The organism is Priestia sp. D51 (genome assembly GCF_053345675.1).
In genome coordinates, this window is record NZ_JBLTIR010000002.1 from 429,302 (window position 1) to 442,309 (window position 13,008).

The following is a 13,008-nucleotide window of genomic DNA, read 5'->3' on the forward strand; positions in this document are numbered from 1 at the left end:
CTTGTTCGCTAATTATAGAGGTGCATTTTTATATTAGCGTATGTAATACTACTCTTTTTATTTATTAAATTAGTAAAATCATAATACCTGTTTCACCTATATGTCAAGTATGAATTGAAATAAAAAAACAAGAATTAAAAATAATTCTTGTTTTTTTATTTCCTCATACGTGAAGCCATCGCATTAGCAAGAGTTGATTTTGTTGATATATTTTCAAACGATAAACCTAAATGAGAAGCGGTAATCGCGATTTCAGGACGTACCCCAGAGATAGTTGATTCTACGCCTATTAATTTTAAGGCATCGATCAGCTGGAAAATCTGATGAGCAACCATCGTATCAACAATAACTACTCCTGAAATATCAATATAAAGGTGATTCACTTGCTGTTCAGCGCAGCGAGTTAACGTATTCTCTAAAATTCGTCGCGCTCTTGCCGTGTCGATATCCCCAACAAGCGGAAGAATCGCGATATGATCGCTCAATGGAATAACTGGCGAACTCAGCTCATTAATCAGCTCTTTGTGTGCCTCAAGCAACCGCTTTGAATGCTGATGGTGCTCTTCAACAAATTTATAAACGGTGATATCAAACACGCGTACAATCAATTCGTTCCATTCGTCTAGTTCTTCTTGCGTAATATCTTGGTCATACTCTTCTACAAATTGATTTAAATACGTTAAATACTGTTTTCTAACTCGGAAAAATTCTCGAATAATATAATGAATAGGCGTTCTTACATGCTCTCCGTCCTCGGCAATCTTTAAAATCCAAGTTTCAAAGGAATCAAAAAATTCTTTTTCACTTTTTATAAATACATCGGCTATGTATAAATGAAATTCATTATTTTGACCTTTTAATACTGAAATGACTTCCGGATGAGTAGATGCATAAACCGATTCTGGGTCATTGTCTTCAAGGCTCTCATACCATTCTTCCGTCAGTTGATCTGCATGTTTTAAGAAAAACATTTGAAGTGCTTCATTTTTATTCAAAACAATTCCCCTTTCCATACGAGCTACTACTATCATTATAATTCAACTTTTTCACCCTTACTAGTTTTATAAAAAGAGAAAAAAGAAAATTATTTTTTTAAATACGTGCAATTTATGATTTTATGCTACATTGAAAATAGCTATAAAAACACAAAGGAGTTTTCAAATGATACGAACGTTAGCTCTTACGAACGATAACAAACTTGTGAAACATATACAATTAGATCAGATTCACGATCCCTCTATTCAGTACTATTGGATTGACTTTAACTGCCCTTCTGAAGAAGAAGCGCTGCTGCTTCAATCATCTTTTCACTTTCATCCGTTAGCGATTGAAGATTGCTTTCATTTTCTGCAGCGTCCAAAACTCGATTATTATGAAGGATACAGTTTTTTTGTCCTTCATTCGTTAAATCGTCAAACGTTAGAAGCTGAAGAAGTTGACCTTTTTATCGGCGAAAATTACATCGTTACTTTTCATTTTCACCCGTCAGCTGCAATTGATAAAGTATGGGAAAAGTTGCTTCATACACCTTCGATTCAAGAAAAAGGGATAAGCTATCTTGCATATTCTGTGATGGATAAAGTGGTAGATGAATATTTCCCCACTGTATATCAGATTGAAGATGAGCTGAATGATATAGAAAACATAGATGCAAAGAAATCCATTTCTGTTTTAATGGAAGATGTATTCAAACTTCGAAGTGATTTGCTAAAAATCAGAAGAACCATTTTGCCCATGCGCGATTTATTGTACCGTGTTATAAATTCTGAACGCTTAGATGTTCATCCTGAACAAAAAAGGTATTTTAAAGATGTCTATGACCACTTATTAAAATTAGCCGATATGATTGAATCAAACCGGGAAATGACGTCTGATATGCGCGATAATTATCTTTCTCTTAATTCAAACCGGATGAATTCAATTATGATGACGCTGACTGTTATTTCATCTATCTTTATTCCCCTTACCTTTATCGTTGGCGTATACGGAATGAATTTTGAAAATATGCCTGAGCTAAAGTGGCACTATGGCTATTTCTTTGTGCTTGGATTCATGGGATTGATAACGCTTGGTTTAATTCTATGGTTCAAGCGAAAAGGCTGGTTTAATGCTGATAAAGAGTAGAAAGATTGAGACATACCGAAATCAATCCAATGTAAAGATGAATAAATTGGATAAGTGAGCTAGTGCTATCAATTTCCGCGGGCGGCCGATGAGTCTCCTCGTCGCTTACGCTCCTGCGGGGTCTCCCCTGTTTCGCTTTTCCTGCAGGAGTCTTCGCCTTGCTCTCCCATCAACCGCTAGAAATCCTAAATACATGAATCCTACGTTCATCCTATCAATGAAAAAATTCGAAAGGTTTCGATTTCTACTAAGAGTATGGATTGATTGTTCGGCTCTTCCTTCAACGAAAATATGTTTGCTTCAACCGCCTTTCTATGTGATGATAACTAGTTATTTCCCGAAAATATTTATAAACTAACGTGCTTGCGTTTCCTTTTTCTGAAAAATTTCATAAGATAGTGAAAATAATGCTCAGAAAGGAGGCTGAAGTAGTGGATATTAAAGGCGAACACTTGCTAATGGATGCGTTCGAATGCGATGAAGTGATATTAAATGATCCCTCACTTTTAAGGCAAATTCTTATTGAAGCTGCACTAGATGCAGAGATGGAAGTTTTGCACTGTTATTTTCACCAGTTTACGCCCCAAGGCATTACAGGTATTCTCGTATTAGCTACCTCTCACTTGTCTATTCATACTTGGCCGGAGGAAAACTACGCTTCATTAGATTTTTATACGTGCGGAGACAAAGAAATAATTGAAATTGGTTATGCGTTGCTGAAGCAATTAGCTTCAAAAAAAGCTGTTGTATATTCAATTTCTCGCGGAATTCAACACGCCGAAACTCTAACAAAAAATCGTCAGCATGCTGCAAGCACTCGTCTTCTCAATCGTGGAGATGACTCAGATCACGTTAGTCTACAGCAGATCTTATCAGGTCAGCATGACATTTTGTTTCATCAGAAAAACAGTATTCAAGATATTCAGCTGATTAAAGCATCTGATATTCGAATGTATTTGGATGAACAGCTGCAATTTAGTTCATTGGATGAACATGCGTACCATGAAGCTCTTGTGCACCCTATCTTTGCAGCTTCCTTAAGTCCTCGCCGCATTCTTATTCTAGGCGGAGGAGATGGTTTAGCTTTGCGAGAAGTTCTTAAATATAAGGAAGTTAAAGAAATAGACCTTGTGGAAATAGATGCTGACGTTGTAAATGCTGCGATAAATGTAGAAGAATTAAAGAAATTAAATCAACACTCGTTTGAAGATTCTCGTGTCACTGTTCATATTCAAGATGCTGTTGACTACCTCTCTTTGAATTCAGCGTGTTATGATATCATCATTATTGACTTTCCTGATCCTACTAACAAAAAAATAAGTGCTCTTTATACAAAAGAATTTTACACACTTCTCCAACGTTCACTATCACACAGAGGCTTAGTCGTATGTCAGTCAAATTCTCCTAGAGACACACCTATCGTTTTTTGGAGCATTAATAAGACGATGAAAGCTTCTCAGTTTTATACGTTGAGCTACCACACCATTATTCCCTCTTTTGGAGATTGGGGTTTTCACATCGGCTCGAAAACATCTTTGTCTGCCCCTATACTCTCTACTGATGTTTCATCTACTACGCTGCCATCAGACTTTACTAAGCTAATGCGTTTTTCTCCTCATTCTCTTTCTAAAAAACAGTTTGCGGTTGTGAACTCTGCTGAGCACTTGGTTCTGCATAAAATATTTAAAAAAGAAGGCTTATACTTGTAAAAAAGAAAGCTTGGCTTATACATTCCTTTTCTTTTGACATACTAAGATAGTCTCGTCATCACTGCGCGTTAGAAAGGATTGTTATGAGAAAAATTTCGGTTTTTGTTATCTTATTGCTAACTGTTATTTTCCCTTCCCCCGCTTTTAGCCAAGTGAAAGTACCTATACTGATTTACCACTCTATTGATTCCTACACAGGCCACGGGGAAAAAGAACTTTATGTGACACCTGAAAATTTTGAGAAACAGCTTCTTTATCTCAAAAAGCAAGGGTATACGCCGCTAACATTTGAAAAATGGCAGGAGCTGAAGCGCGTAAAAAAGCCTATATTTATTACATTTGACGATGGATATAAAAATAATCTTACTATCTTGCCTATTTTTCAAAGAGCAGCCAGCCCTCAGTTTCATCCAGCGGCTACAATTTTTGTGATTTCAGATTTTATTGGCCGTCCCAACCGTTTGTCGCCAGCCGATTTAAAAAAATTTGTTGATTCAGGATTTTTTTCTATTCAGTCTCATACCGCTACCCATCCGGATTTAACTAAGACGAAAAATTTATCCTATGAGCTAGCTGAATCAAAGCTGAAAATTGAATCCATCACGAGCCAGCCCGTTATTGCTGTTGCTTACCCTTACGGAAAGGTCAATAGCCGCGTAGTCGAAGAAACAAAAAAGAATTATACATTTGGGCTTTCAACGATTCCAAAATTTTTTACTGAAAGCGGACAAAAGAATGAAAACTATCTTATTCCTCGTCTGTACGTCACGTATTCTACAACGATTGAGGATTTTGCTAAGCTATTAAAAGAAAACTAAAACCCTTTCCTTAAAAGAAAAGGGTTTTTAGAATTTTGTTATTTCCAGTCCCCGCTCTTGCTGCCATTCAGCATAAAAAACTTCGCTGTATTTTTTAATTTTCTTGATTGCAAGCTGTTTTTTTAACCATTTTTCATCTACGTTTGCTTCTTTCAAATTACCAGGCACTACTTTTCCATCCATGATTAAAGCAATAGGTAAATTAGTTTGAGAATAAGGGATGTTTAAATCATTTTTCGTCGGAGGGCCGAATTCGTGTTTAGGAGCGACGCTCACCTCTCCATTTGTTTCTAAAATGACGTATTCTGCTTCATACAGTGAAAAATACCCTTGCTGTCTCATTAGATGCTGAAGCTGATTCAAGTCCAAGTTGTTTTTCTTAAGCTCTTTATAAAGGATTTTCCCTTTATAAATAATCATTGAAGGTTTTCCTTCAAGAATTCCTCTAAACCCTGTAAAGGTTTGAGATAGCTTTGTCACTGCGTAGATCAGAAGCCCCCAAATCAAAACGCTATAAAGAATTTCAGTTAACTCTACTCCTTTTTCAAGAGCTGCATCCCCTACAATATTTCCCAGGACAAGCGTTGTAATAAAGTCAAACGGAGTGATTTGAGCAAACTGCGTCTTACCTAAAAGCTTCAGCATAATAAATAGCGCTAAAAATCCACATATCAGTTCAATCGCAATATCTTTATACATCGATACCCTTCCTCTATAGCAAGCATGTTATAGTATCAGTTTGTATCATATGTGAGAGTAATAAACCTCCCTTTTCATTTTTCTTTCCTTCGTTTTCCAGCTATAGAACTTTTGATTAAGCTTTTTTCTTACTTGCATAGGTTTCTAACGTTATATATTGATTAAAAATGGATGAGGCTGCCTTTTTTCCTACATATCTAAGGTGCCATGGTTCGTATTTATAACCGGTAACTTGTTCTTCACCTTGAGGATATCGAATAACGAATCCGTATTGATACGCATGTTTTGAAAGCCAATGAGCTTCTAGTGTATCAGCAAAGCAGTCTGTCGCAGCACATATTCCCTTTCCTCCGGTGACATCGATTGCTAGTCCCGTTTCGTGTTCACTCGTTCCTGGGTAGGCGCTATAGGTGCGTGCTTGTTCTTCACCGTCTCGCTTTGCGTAAAATGCAAAAAGCTCTTTTTGCCGCTCGTGAGATCGATAACCAGATACGCCAAGTAAGCTGATCCCCTCTTTTTCCGCGTCTCGAAAAAGTTCTTCAAGAGCTTGTGCCGCAGGCTTTCTAAGCATTCGTTTTTCTATTTTTTCGTTAAAGATAAACGGAACGTCGGCATAGACTAAATCGGAAGGCTGGTAAGATTCAGGAAGCTGATGCTTCTTATTAACTAAAGCCGTAACCGATTCTGGATTGGCTATTACCACTGTTTCGTCTACATTAGATTTCATTAAAGATGAAGAAGCTGATGAGCTTTCTAGTTTTTGAGCCTGTCCATTTTTTGTGAATTCTCCGGCAGACTTTGATGAAGAATTGCTTGTGCCGCACCCTGCTATCATCAGCGCAAAAGCTAAAGAACAAATAAATAAAAAGTATTTCATGATGTCTTACTCCTTTCACATGGCTTTTGATACGCTATAAAAGCCTGTAAAGAAAGAATAAAACATAAATGTTTCTGTCTTTTATTCAGTTGTTTCAAACTTGTAAACACTCTTAAAGAAGTTTAGTATGCGTAAAAAAAAGACTGCCTAAGCAGTCTATTTCAAAAAGATAATATACGTATGAACTTGATTTTGCGTAAAGCTCGATGCAACTAGTTTATTTCCTGATTGACTCCAGGCAAGCTGATCAGCGGCATAGTCTAAATTTACGTTTAAGTGTGTAACATCTCCTGTTAATCCATCTGCTATGAATATCCCTTTATCTCCCTCTTTTTCAGAAATAAAATTATAAGCTAATTTCGAACCGTCGGGAGACCAGCTGACACCAAAAATTTGAGTGGACAGAGCAAGCTGAAAGGCCTCTGATCCTTTTAAATCTGTGATAGACAGCGTTCTCGTTTGGGCATCTTTTTGCTGAACGAGCGCTAATTGCTTTCCATTTGGAGACGGGATAATAGAAACCACATTATCTCGGATTTTTTCAGGGTCCGTCTGTTCGTTATGAAGAAAAAAAAGCTGGTTGTTTACACCAATATAATAAATGCCACCTATCCCTTTAACTGCATCTAAGATTCGATCGTCTCTGTGCAATAGAGGTTCTGCTTTTCCTTTTACATTTGCTTTAGAAAGCTTTCCTTCCATTGTAATAAACATTACTTCTGAATTATTAAGCCACTCTCCGCTTGATGGGTAGAGAAGAACATTCTTGATTTCAACTGTTTTTTTTGTTTGAACGTTCATTATATAACCAAATGTATCTTCGCCTTTTGCAACTTTATAAAAAAGATATTTGCCATTTGGAGAAAGCTTCGCCGCATGTTGAATTTCATTGCTTGGATGCAACACAAAAGTAGACTTGTTTTTTAGATTATAAGTAGCTAAATTCTGCGCATATACCTCTTTGGGACCGAAATCGTGCGACCGAAATTGTTTATTTTCTTGACTAACAATCACTGTGTTTTCATTCAAAAATTGAAACGCTCTTACTCCGTTAATATCTTGAACGTCTTTCACTTCTATTTTTCCATCTTGATTTACGTGGTCCAATACAGTAATTTTCTTGTCTGGTTTTTCAACCGTTTCTCTATGACCTTCTCCTTGGCCGCATGATGCTAAAATAAGAAAAGTGCTTGCGATATATATCATTAATCTATACCGTTTCAATAACGGTTCACTCCTTTTAGCTAACTCAGTTCTCGTTTTTTAAAGGAAACGACACTTTAAAAGTTGTCCATGTAGAGTCAGAATGATGCAGCTTGATAACACCGTTTTGTTTTTCAGTTAAATCTTTGGCTAATGCTAAGCCAAGACCTGTTCCTCCGGATAAACGCGACCGATCTTTATTTACGGTGAAAAATGGTTGGAATAATTTCTCTTCTGCTTCGGGTGGAATTCCTATTCCGGTGTTGGCTACATCTACAATGATAGAATTCTCTAAAGTATAAGATGCTACTTCCACTTTTCCTCCGGGTTCATTATATTTAATAGCATTGTCAATTAAATTAATGAAAATGTGTATTAAGCTTTCGCGATCAGCCCAAACAACCGCTTCTTTTATATTTGTATGAAGAGTCAAATCAAATTTAGCAGCTTTTCCTTTCATACGATCGCATATGTCTTCTAGAAGCCGTTTCAATTCAACTTGCTCTGGTCGCTGCTCGAAATCATATTTCTCAAGTGCTGAAAGCTTTAAGATTTTATCCACCATTTCATGGAGGCGATTCGTTTCTTTACGAATGTTCTGCACACCGTCTTCCATAAGCTGAGGATCATCTCGATACATATCAAGTAAGTCAACATAAGCTTTGATCGATGTTAAAGGCGTCTTAAATTCGTGGCTAATGTTACCGATAAACTGCTTTTGCTGCTGTTCGAGAGACTGCAGTTTCGAAATGGCGAACTCAAGCTTTCTTTTTTCTTTATTCATTTGATCGATGTTTTTTTCAATCGACGTACTCATAAAAAACAAGCCTTGACTGAGCTCTCCGAGTTCATCGCGCCGTTTGAAGGGCACATCAGTTAAATAATGGCCTTTTCGAATCTGCTGTGAAGTTTTTTGAAGCGTAGCGATGAGAGAAGCAATGCGATAAAAATAAGCATAGCCAATTAAAAAAGCTGCTGCCGCTGCAATCGTTCCCCCCATACGAAATAAGTGCCTAATGTCAGCTATAAACTGCTGATTATTTTTTAGGGAATGGTCAAAACGAAGGACTCCAATAAATTGATTCTCGATTGACACAGGTGCAAAGTAAATAAGGGAAGAACCCGAGATTTGATAGGCTATTTTTCCTTTCAAAGCATAGCTAAGCGTATCAGAAACATCCACATCTTTTTGGCCGATGGGAATAGAGCTTCCTGCTTCCTGTCCTTTTTGATTATATAGGACTGTTTGCATTCCGCTTTGTGATGCAATTGAAGATGCAAGGCGCTGTCCTTTTTGCTGAAGAAAGGAATCTGTATTCAGAGACGGGTCACCTGTTACATAACTTTGATGAATCGTTTGCTCCGCTGCTTTGCTTTTTTGAATAAGTTCACTTTCTAGCTGATCACGCTGATTGGTCTCAATTCCTTTTAATACGAGTACGCTCAGTACGGTTACTGTTAAAATAATTAAAAAAGCAAGAACGAGTCCCATCTTAGCTTTTAGGCTGATTTTCATTCATTGGTTCCTGCAGTCGCTTTATATCCAACCCCGTATACCGTTTGAAGCAAATAAGGCTCTGCTTCTCCTACTTTTTTTCGAAGGCGCTGCATGTGAATATCTACCGTACGTGTACCGCCTGCATAATCCATTCCCCAGACAAGATCTAGTAAATCTTCTCGTGTGTACACTCTCTCTAAATTGGCAAGCAATAAAGCAATAAGATCAAACTCCTTTGGTGTAAGCTTAACTAACTCATTATCAACATGTAACGTGCGCTGAATTAAGTTCACTTTCACTTTTCCCACCGTGATTTCTCCCACAGCTTCAGGAGCTTCATTTTTTTCTATTCGCCGAACAAGTGCTTTAGCTCTAGCTACAAGTTCTCTTACATCAAATGGCTTGGTCATGTAATCATCAGCGCCTAACTCTAAACCTAGAACTTTATCGACGATATCATTTTTAACCGTCAACAAGATAATCCCCATTCCTCTTCGATTCTCAAGTTTTCGGCATACTTCATAGCCGGTTAGTTTTGGCATCATCACATCTAATATCATCACGTCAGGTCGAAAGCTTTTTACTTTTTCAAGTGCTTCTTCACCGTCAGATGCTGTGTCTACAATATATCCTTCGCGCTTGAAAGCATAAGATACCGCTGTGGCAATACTTTTTTCATCATCTACTACTAAAATCCTTTTATTCAATGTATCACGTACTTTCATTTGATATTTCTCTTCGTCTATCTTATCAAACAGCTTTAGCAAAAACATCTCCAAGTTGTTTCGAAATTGTAAACAAAAATAAAGAGATTGAGACATAACAAAATCAATTCAATCTAAAGACGCACAAATGAGATAAAAGAGGCTTAGTATGGAGCGCTTTTGACACCGCGGTTGATTTCCGTGCAAGGCTTCGCTTTCCGCGGGCGGCCGCTGAGCCTTCTCGTCGCTTGCGCTCCTGCGGGGTCTCACCTGTTCTGCTTTTCCTGCAGGAGTCTGCGCCTTGCCCTCCAATCAACCGCTTGAGTAAACTAAATAGATGAAATCTACGTTTACATGACCATAAAAAAATCCGAATAAAGTTGATTTTCCTTGAAGAGTCTCGATTCATCGATCCAATTTTCTTTTAGCTAAAATCATGTTGTCTTAGCTTTTTATTAGCGTTATTATTCATTTGTAAAAGGACGGATTTTATGAGTATTCAAATATTGATAAAGAAGCTCTATACGCTGTTCGCTGCTAATAAAACCGATATACCCGTCCGGTCTAATAACATACAGTGCATCTTTTTGAAGCCCTGCTTTCTTCATATAGGGGTTCCAAGAAAACTCATGCAAAGAGAAGCCTTTTTCTCTCATGCTCTTTTTTAGCTTCTGTGCTGCTGTTCCATAGACGTGTATTTGCCAGTTTAAGGACTGTAAAGATTCAAAATTCCCTTCCACATAAGGTAACCGATCACCACTTTGCACATTTGTCCCTTGTCCGCTGCTTAGGTTACTATTTCGATATTTAATGCGGATTTGAGATAAAATTGTAAATGCTTTGTGACGGAGATAAGGAAAGCGAAATAAAAAGGACAGTACAGGCGGAAAGATATGCTTTCTAAAAAATTGACTCGTTTTATCTCTTGCCACCATTCGCTTAAAAGCGCGATCAGTTGTATTTACAAGCAGCTCTGCAAAAGGTAACCTTTCTTCTTCGTATGTATCTAATATGGAAAGTGCCGCTTTGTGTTGAAGGACAGCTGCTAATTTCCATGAAAGGTTGATTGCATCTCCAATTCCTGTGTTCATTCCTTGGCCGCCTGCAGGACTATGAATATGGGCTGCATCTCCACTTAGAAAAATACGCCCTTGTCGGAAACGACTTGCTACTCTGTGATGGATATTGTATGTTGAGAACCAATTTATATTTTCAATCTCAGCACCAAATGTTTGTTGAAGAAAAGTTTGAATATTTTCAGCTTTTATATCGTTTTGATCCAAAAGAGCTGAAGGAATAATGCCGATCATTCGATACGTTCCTTTACTTCTAACAGGCATACAAATCAAAAATTCTTCATTGCTAAATGAAATACTGATTTTTTGATTCTTCATCACTTCACCAGAGCCGTGAACATCCATCACATAAAAATGCTGTTTATATTTTTCTCCTTTAAACTCTATATTCATTTGTTTACGAACTGTACTGTGTGCTCCGTCACATCCACAAATATACTTAAAATAAGCGGTTTCCTCTTGCTGGGCTTTTAATAAAGTTTTTATCCCTTCTCCGTGTTCAGCTAGAGATAGTAACTCCGTCTTCCATTCTACTTCAATCCCAAGATTTTTTAATTTTTCAAGCAGAAACCGCTCGTGGTCGTCCTGTGGAAATGTAAGAACAAAAGGAAAAGGACTTAATCCTTCTCCTAAAGATCCTAGATGAACTTTTGCTTTTATTTTATTCTTTACTCGGACGTATACATCTTCCATCTTAATCCCGCGGTCTATGACTTCATCTGCAAAACCGAACTGCTGATAAAATTCAAGGGTTCGCGGTAAAATAGCCATTGCCCGGGAGGCTTGCCCAGGCCCTTCGTTTCTATCAATAATTCGAAAAGGAATGGTATGTCTGGCTAAATTATAGGCCATCACAAGGCCAGTAGGTCCGGCACCAACGATTAGGATTTGTGGCTTCATCATTATCTCTCCTTCTCATTCAGTTGCAGTATTTTTTATATTGAGCGAGACTTCTCTTTTTTCACAGAAGATGCAGGTAAAGCAGAAGCAAACAGAGCACACAAACTTATTAAAGAGATAAGAGCTAGAGCAGATACAGAAGAATTCCATGTCAGATGTTCTCCAAAGAAAAATAATTCTCTTACGCCATCTACCATAAATCTCATTGGCAGCCATGGATAAATCCACTCTCTATAAAAATCAGGCATAATTTCTGGGGCCATTGAAAGCAAAGGTGCGCCAAAAAATAGAATAATAACGAAAATTGGAAGTCCCTTTAGTCCTAGCCATGAAAGTACGGCTGATATCAAGGTGAAAAAACTGAAGTAAGCAATAGCTAAGAATAGTGCTGTATCCAAAAATGAAGGAACGCTTATTCCAACTACTTCAGCTAGCCACGCTAGCCCGAAACCTGCAGCTAAAGCAAGTGTAGCACCAATGATTACGAACCCTACTTGGTTAACAATTTTCTCTTTGCGAGAAGAAAACGTGATTTTGTGGATGCTGAGGAAGACAACTGCTGCCCCTGCTATGCTTGCCATCCACAGCGGCTGAAATAATGAAACGGGGGCATTTCCGTTGACACTATGAGTCCCTGTTTTATTGACGTTTATCACTGTCTTTTGAATCGGTGCAGCGAGTGCTAATGCTTGGTTTGCACTTAGTTGCGTTCCGCTTTGTTCAAATCTTTTCACTAGCTGCAAGCGCATATTTTCATTCATCTGATCAACTGCTCCGTTTAGCACCTGACTGGCTAGTGTTGAAGCAGCTGTATTCATTCCTTGATTCACTAACAATCTAATAGCAGGTGCCTCAGGCTGAGCCGTCTGAAGAGTCGCCTGTTTTTTGGTGAAATCTTTTGGAATGATAAGCGCTCCGTAGTATTTTTGATTATTTAACCCTGTTTCAACTTCTTTAGTAGTTGATACAAAAATCCATTTAACCGAAGCCTGTTCAGCGCTTGAACTCTTCATATTTTGTTTTATATGATCTCCTATATTTACCTTACCCTTTGCTGGAACTGTCATTCCTTCGTCGGCATTTACAAATGCGATTGGCAAATTCTTAGGTGCTTGGCTTACTGAAGGAATTAACGTTAGGGTAAAAATGAAAATAACTGCTACCACTATAATTGGTGAAAGATATATAAGCTTTTGGTTACTTAATTTCATATAGATATCCCCTTCTTTAAGCATATACACGTTGATGGAAAGATAATGTACATGCTGTTGATTAGTGATCACTATGTAAATTATAATAAATTTACCTGCATTCTCAATATGCAATAATCATGGGAATGTCGCTTACTTAACACAAAACACATAACTGTTCATTATTAAAGAAAAAAGTAGGTGTTTAAA

The 13,008-nt window shown here is 37.6% G+C and carries 12 protein-coding genes; 3 read left to right on the top strand and 9 right to left on the bottom strand.

Translation table 11 applies throughout. The features are described 5' to 3' along the window. Positions 1-155 precede the first annotated feature (155 nt). Positions 156-1,031, bottom strand: a complete 876-nt coding sequence (locus ACNHOZ_RS08805) for an STAS domain-containing protein (protein ID WP_063247750.1) — start codon at positions 1,029-1,031, stop codon at positions 156-158. Positions 1,032-1,161: 130 nt separating this feature from the next. Between ACNHOZ_RS08805 and corA the strand changes: the two genes are divergently transcribed. From corA to ACNHOZ_RS08820, 3 genes are all read left to right on the top strand, one after another. After that, the gene (gene corA / locus ACNHOZ_RS08810) at positions 1,162-2,124 is read left to right on the top strand and encodes a magnesium/cobalt transporter CorA (protein ID WP_048019057.1); all 963 of its coding nucleotides are present in this window, start codon (positions 1,162-1,164) and stop codon (positions 2,122-2,124) included. Between the two features lie 431 nt (positions 2,125-2,555). Then, a complete protein-coding gene (locus ACNHOZ_RS08815) occupies positions 2,556-3,833 on the top strand; it encodes a polyamine aminopropyltransferase (protein WP_048019056.1) in 1,278 nt (425 codons plus the stop codon). Positions 3,834-3,916: 83 nt separating this feature from the next. Then, positions 3,917-4,651: a polysaccharide deacetylase family protein gene (locus tag ACNHOZ_RS08820; RefSeq protein ID WP_053074032.1), complete on the top strand. Its 735-nt coding sequence runs from the start codon at positions 3,917-3,919 to the stop codon at positions 4,649-4,651. Between the two features lie 27 nt (positions 4,652-4,678). Here the strand turns inward: ACNHOZ_RS08820 and ACNHOZ_RS08825 are convergent, their stop codons facing one another. The 8 genes from ACNHOZ_RS08825 to ACNHOZ_RS08860 all read right to left on the bottom strand — a co-directional run bounded on the left by ACNHOZ_RS08825 (position 4,679) and on the right by ACNHOZ_RS08860 (position 12,819). After that, the gene (locus ACNHOZ_RS08825) at positions 4,679-5,350 is read right to left on the bottom strand and encodes a DUF421 domain-containing protein (RefSeq protein ID WP_013057585.1); all 672 of its coding nucleotides are present in this window, start codon (positions 5,348-5,350) and stop codon (positions 4,679-4,681) included. 115 nt (positions 5,351-5,465) lie between these two features. After that, positions 5,466-6,227 carry a M15 family metallopeptidase gene (locus tag ACNHOZ_RS08830; RefSeq protein ID WP_048019055.1) on the bottom strand — a complete coding sequence of 254 codons (762 nt, stop codon included), beginning with the start codon at positions 6,225-6,227 and terminating at the stop codon, positions 5,466-5,468. 156 nt (positions 6,228-6,383) lie between these two features. Continuing rightward, on the bottom strand, positions 6,384-7,451 hold the full coding sequence (locus tag ACNHOZ_RS08835) for a TolB family protein (RefSeq protein ID WP_047750609.1): 1,068 nt from the start codon (positions 7,449-7,451) through the stop codon (positions 6,384-6,386). A gap of 25 nt (positions 7,452-7,476) precedes the next feature. Continuing rightward, complete coding sequence (locus ACNHOZ_RS08840; RefSeq protein ID WP_028412872.1) at positions 7,477-8,946, bottom strand: sensor histidine kinase; 1,470 nt, start codon at positions 8,944-8,946, stop codon at positions 7,477-7,479. Beyond that, entirely contained in the window at positions 8,943-9,635 is a 693-nt protein-coding gene (locus ACNHOZ_RS08845; protein WP_048019614.1) for a response regulator transcription factor, read from the bottom strand. Before ACNHOZ_RS08845 ends, ACNHOZ_RS08840 begins: the two co-directional genes overlap by 4 nt. Before the next feature lie 121 nt (positions 9,636-9,756). After that, positions 9,757-9,948, bottom strand: a complete 192-nt coding sequence (locus ACNHOZ_RS08850) for a hypothetical protein (RefSeq protein WP_168760334.1) — start codon at positions 9,946-9,948, stop codon at positions 9,757-9,759. Positions 9,949-10,096: 148 nt separating this feature from the next. After that, positions 10,097-11,608, bottom strand: coding sequence for an FAD-dependent monooxygenase (locus tag ACNHOZ_RS08855; RefSeq protein WP_230683475.1), 1,512 nt, complete (start codon positions 11,606-11,608; stop codon positions 10,097-10,099). A gap of 35 nt (positions 11,609-11,643) precedes the next feature. Beyond that, positions 11,644-12,819, bottom strand: coding sequence for a YhgE/Pip domain-containing protein (locus ACNHOZ_RS08860; RefSeq protein ID WP_048019053.1), 1,176 nt, complete (start codon positions 12,817-12,819; stop codon positions 11,644-11,646). Between the last annotated feature and the right edge of the window lie 189 nt (positions 12,820-13,008).